Origin of the sequence: Dietzia sp. DQ11-71 (assembly GCF_014144995.1) — a bacterium.
GTDB classification, from domain to species: Bacteria; Actinomycetota; Actinomycetes; order Mycobacteriales; family Mycobacteriaceae; genus Dietzia; species Dietzia kunjamensis.
The window spans coordinates 1-4,656 of sequence record NZ_JAALDT010000370.1; the positions used below are offsets into that span (position 1 = coordinate 1).

Below are 4,656 nucleotides of genomic sequence, written 5' to 3' on the forward strand. Positions count from 1 at the left end.
AGCCGGAGCAGAGGGCGCAGAGACGACCGAAGCCGGCCCTGCCGGGGCCTGGGCGCGAACCGCGGCGGGTGCACCGCCGCCGGGCATCGCGGCCAGGCGGCGACGCAGCTCCGTGACACGCTCCTCCCGGCCGAGGCCGGACAGGTCGACAGGTGACGTCGCCACTACCATCATCCCCACCTCCCACCGGGTCCGACACGCCGGACAGACCATTGATCGAATGGCTTTTCGAGTACGCGATCAGTGAACACCACGGGTACGACATCGCGCAAGAACACCTGTTCGACAGGCCGGAACGCGCTTCACCGTCGGACCCACCGGCTACGCTGTGTCCACCACAGAGAGGACAGCCATGGCCGGACTACGCTTCCGACTCCGACAGATCAGCCGCCGCTTCTGGTTTCTCCCCGCCGTGATGACCCTCGTCGCGTTGGGCCTCGCCCACCTGGGGACGTGGTTGTCCACCAACCCGGGCACGAGTGACGAGGCGGCCTCCTGGATCTACGGCGGCGGCGTGGAGGGCTCCCGGAGCATCCTCGCCGCCGTGGCGAGCAGCTCGATCGGCGTCGGCGGCACCGTCTTCTCCATCACCATCGCCGCCCTCTCCTACGCCGCCGGCACCATGGGGCCGCGCCTGCTCCAGAACTTCACCGAGGACCGCGGCAACCAGATCACACTGGGCGTCTTCATCTCCACCTTCGCCTTCAGCCTCTACAGCCTCCGCACGGTCACCGGTGGCGACGAGGGGACCCCGTTCGTCCCCCAGTACAACGTCACCCTCGCCCTCATCCTGGCGCTCGGGTGCATCAGCGCACTCGTGTACTTCATCGGCCACGTCACCGGGTCGATCAACACCACCCGCGTCGTGAACCTCCTCACCACGGATCTACGTTCCTCCCTGCTCACCGCCACCGAACTGACGGATCCGGACCGCGATGTGCTGCCCCCACCAGAGGAGGAGTTCTGGGCGGACGCGGAGACTCTCCTCGTGGAGAAGGGCGGCTACCTGCAGCTCGTCGACCACGGGCGGCTCGTCGAACTCGCCGTCGAGACCGGGACGACGATCCGGCTCCTCGTGCGACCCGGGGACTATCTCTATCCGAACTCCCCCGTGGCCGAGGCCGTCCCCACCCTGCCCGAGGGCATCATGCCCGCCCTCACGGTCGGTGAATCCCGTACCCGCGACCAGGATGTCGAGCACGCCGTCCGTCTACTCGCCGAGGTGGGCACGCGTGCCCTGAGCCCCGGGACCAACGACCCGTTCACCGCCGTCGACGTCGTGGACCGCTTCGGGGACGCCCTGTGCACCCTCGAGGACAGGGAATGGCCGACCGGGGTGCACGCCAGGGACGGGGAGGTCCGCCTCGTCGTGGCGACCTCCGACTTCGCCGGCCTCGTCGCCACGATGTTCGACCAGATGCGGCAGTACGGTGCGGGTGCGCCAGCGGTCAGCATCAGGATTCTCGACGTCCTCGCCGTCGCGACGCAGGTCCTCGATGACCCCGACCGTCGTGCGGTCCTCACCCACCACGCCACGAAGCTCCGTGACGACGCCCTCGAAGCCACCCGCAACGCCGACGACCGGATCACCATCGAGCGTCGTCACCGCGCCGTACTGGACGCCGCCGGATAGCGGGGCCGAGCCAAACGGCAGGGCCCACCGACGTTCCTCCGATACCCTCCGGGCGGCGACCCCACGCCTCTACCCTTGCGGGCATGAAGGCCTCCGTCGGGAATCGCATCGTGCTCATCGGCGCCGGGGACGTGGGTATCGCCTACGCCTACGCGCTCGTCAACCAGGGACTGGCCGACCATCTGACCATCATCGACATCGACCACGACAAACTCGTCGGAGAGGTCATGGACCTCAACCACGGGGTCGTGTGGGCACCCTCCCCCACCCTCGTCACCGAGGGCACCTATGCCGACTGCACCGACGCCACCATGGTGGTCATCTGCGCCGGCGCAGCCCAGAAACCCGGCGAGACCCGCCTCGACCTCGTGGGCAAGAACATGACGCTGTTCGAGAACATCGTCGGTGACGTCATGGCAACCGGGTTCGACGGCATCCTGCTGGTGGCCACCAATCCCGTCGACATCCTCACCCAGGCGTCGTGGCGCTACTCCGGGCTCCCCGCCGCGCAGGTCATCGGCTCCGGCACGATCCTCGACTCGGCGCGTTTCCGGTTCATGCTGGGCCAGTACTACGACGTGGCACCGATGAGCGTGCACGCCTCGATCATCGGGGAACACGGCGACACCGAGCTGCCGGTCTTCTCCTCCGCCAACGTCTCCGGGGTGCCGCTGCGCCGCGACCTGGCGGGCGACCCGGCCAAGCGGGAACGTCTGACGCAGATCTTCGACGAGACCCGGGACGCCGCCTACCGGATCATCGACTCGAAGGGGTCCACCAGCTACGGCATCGGGATGGGGCTGGCCCGCATCACCCGGGCGGTGCTGCGCAACGAGCAGGTCTCGCTACCGGTCTCCACCCTGCTGCGGGGCGAGTACGACCAGGACGGGATCTTCATCGGGGTGCCCGCGGTGATCGGGCGGACCGGCGTCCAGCGGGTGGTGGAGCTGGAGCTCGACACCACCGAACGCGAACAGTTCGCCCGCAGCGCGAGTGCACTGCGGGCGGTGTCCGAACAGTTCGAGATCCTGCGCTGACTCAGAGCGCGCCGGGGGGATCACTGGCCGGGAAGGACTCGTCACCCCACTCGTCGGCGACCGCGTCGTCGTGGTCGTACCGGGCCTTGTCCGCGGGCTCCTCGGAATGCTCGCCGACACGGTCAGGGTTCTGCGGACTCGTCATGATTCATCCTCCTGCCGCCGTACGGGGCGTACGACGAGAATCAGGTTACCGGAGACCATCACCTCACCGCCGGGACGACCGGACACCCGGGACCGCTACAGGAACAGAGGCGCACAATGCACACCACCCACTACACCGACACCCTGATCCTGCCCGCCCCGGACACCAGGGCCGTGGCGGCGACCGCCCCGCCCTCCGGGAAGGGGTCGGTCGCCGAGCTGCAGTACGAACGACTCTCGGGCGAGGACTACAGGTGGACGAGCGATGACCTGATATTCGACGTGTACTGCCAGCGCAAGGACATAGCCGAAGTCGACCGCGCAGCCGAACGCGAACGGTTCTTCTCCACGGGCCAACCGTGCCTGCGCACCTCCCCGCTGGCCAAGACCTACGGCTGGGCGCTGCACTTCGACTCCGACGGGCGCATCGCGCTGCTGCCGATGGACTCGACGCGCGTGGCCGAGCTCGAGGCGGACCCGACGGTGACGGTCAGGGCCGCCATGAAGAGTTCCCGTTAGTAGCCCGGCTCGACATCCGGCAGGAGACGCAACCACTCGAGCACAGGACCGGAGATCACCTGGCCGAACTGCTCGTACCCGCCGGGCCCGGGGTGGGCGCCATCGCCGGCGGCGACCTCGCGCATCCACTGACCACCCGCCAGCAGCACGTCGAAGGTCGGCACGAACGGCACCCCGGCCTCGTCGCACACCTGCGCCATGGTCTCGGCCCGGGCGGCGATACGCTCGTTGACCTCGTCCCACACCACCGGCGGCGGCCCCACCACGAGGAACCGCCCCTCGGGCGCCCGGTCGATCATTCCGCGCAGCGCCGCGACGGTGCCCGCCTCGTCGACGCGCAACGCACCCTCGTGCTCCATGACGTCGTTGACGCCGAACTCCGCGATCACCGCGGTCGTGGGGAACGCGGCCCGCCGACGATCGACCTCGTCCCAGCGGGCCAGGATCATCTCGGAGGTGTCCCCGCCGATCCCGGCGACCGCGGCGTGGATGTGCACACCGGCCGCGGGGCCGGCCTCGATCAGGTGCGCGGTCCACCCGCGGCCCGTGTCATCGCCGTATCCGGCCACCAACGAGTCACCGATGATGCACACGGGCAGGTCGCGCGGTTCGCTCATACCGGTCACGCTATCGGTCCGGGTGGGTGCGCGGAGCCGACCGGTCGAGAAGTCACTCCGGCCGGCCGGCCGCGGGGATCAGTCCAGGTGCCGGGACTGCGCCCAGCGGGTCAGCGCGTGCCGGTTGGACTGCTGGGTCTTGCGGAGGACGTTGGAGGCGTGGGTCTCCACCGTCTTGACCGAGATGAACAACTCCTCGGCGATCTCCTTGTAGGTGTAGCCGCGGGCCAGCAGCCGCAGCACCTCTTTCTCACGCGGGGTGAGCGAGTCGACCTCGGGGTCGTGGACGGGCTCGCCACGATCGGCGGGGCCCGGGGAGGCGCGGGCGAACGCGTCCAGCATGAACCCGGCCAGTCGCGGGGAGAAGACGGCATCCCCGTCGGCGACCCGACACACGGCGTCGGCCAGGTCCTCGCCGGTGATGGTCTTGGTGACGTAGCCGCGCGCGCCGGCCCGGATCACGGCGATCACGTCCTCGGCGGCGTCGGAGACGCTCAGCGCGAGGAAGGTCGGTTCCGGGGCGCGGGCGGGATCGGCCACGCCGCCCGGGTCGGCCCCCAGCACCGACCGCAGCACGGCCACGCCGCCGCCGTCGGGCATGTGCACGTCGAGCAACACCACGTCGGGACGCACCCGGTCGATGCCGGTCACGGCCTCGGCGACGGAGCCCGCCTCGCCGACGACCTCGATGGTCGACTGTCCGGCG

Annotated in this window: 6 protein-coding genes; 3 read left to right on the top strand and 3 right to left on the bottom strand. The window is 69.6% G+C overall.

The window, feature by feature from the left end:
• Window positions 1-352 precede the first annotated feature (352 nt).
• Entirely contained in the window at window positions 353-1,633 is a 1,281-nt protein-coding gene (locus tag G6023_RS12800) for a DUF2254 domain-containing protein (protein ID WP_069389172.1), read from the top strand.
• An 83-nt stretch (window positions 1,634-1,716) separates the two neighbouring features.
• Entirely contained in the window at window positions 1,717-2,670 is a 954-nt protein-coding gene (locus tag G6023_RS12805) for an L-lactate dehydrogenase (protein ID WP_069389173.1), read from the top strand.
• Between the two features lies 1 nt (window position 2,671).
• On the opposite strand, the gene G6023_RS12810 is transcribed toward G6023_RS12805, so the two are convergent.
• Window positions 2,672-2,815 (bottom strand): hypothetical protein, encoded by a 144-nt coding sequence (locus tag G6023_RS12810; RefSeq protein ID WP_167457923.1) that lies wholly within the window; start codon window positions 2,813-2,815, stop codon window positions 2,672-2,674.
• A 116-nt stretch (window positions 2,816-2,931) separates the two neighbouring features.
• On the opposite strand from G6023_RS12810, the gene G6023_RS12815 reads away from it, so the two are divergent.
• A complete protein-coding gene (locus tag G6023_RS12815; RefSeq protein ID WP_096905916.1) occupies window positions 2,932-3,333 on the top strand; it encodes a DUF6157 family protein in 402 nt (133 codons plus the stop codon).
• Here G6023_RS12815 and G6023_RS12820 read toward each other — a convergent pair.
• Both G6023_RS12820 and G6023_RS12825 read right to left on the bottom strand, forming a co-directional pair.
• Window positions 3,330-3,950 (bottom strand): SGNH/GDSL hydrolase family protein, encoded by a 621-nt coding sequence (locus tag G6023_RS12820; protein ID WP_182635860.1) that lies wholly within the window; start codon window positions 3,948-3,950, stop codon window positions 3,330-3,332. The two genes, G6023_RS12815 and G6023_RS12820, sit on opposite strands and share 4 nt — an antisense overlap.
• A gap of 78 nt (window positions 3,951-4,028) precedes the next feature.
• A partial coding sequence (locus G6023_RS12825) for a LuxR C-terminal-related transcriptional regulator (RefSeq protein ID WP_182635861.1) occupies window positions 4,029-4,656 on the bottom strand: 628 nt, incomplete at its 5' end.

What these genes read in the sequence shown, in the direction of transcription:
- G6023_RS12800 (WP_069389172.1), top strand. Translation starts at nt 353, where the DNA reads ATGGCCGGACTACGCTTCCGACTCCGACAGATCAGCCGCCGCTTCTGG.
- G6023_RS12805 (WP_069389173.1), top strand. Translation starts at nt 1,717, where the DNA reads ATGAAGGCCTCCGTCGGGAATCGCATCGTGCTCATCGGCGCCGGGGAC.
- G6023_RS12810 (WP_167457923.1), bottom strand. Translation starts at nt 2,815, where the DNA reads ATGACGAGTCCGCAGAACCCTGACCGTGTCGGCGAGCATTCCGAGGAG.
- G6023_RS12815 (WP_096905916.1), top strand. Translation starts at nt 2,932, where the DNA reads ATGCACACCACCCACTACACCGACACCCTGATCCTGCCCGCCCCGGAC.
- G6023_RS12820 (WP_182635860.1), bottom strand. Translation starts at nt 3,950, where the DNA reads ATGAGCGAACCGCGCGACCTGCCCGTGTGCATCATCGGTGACTCGTTG.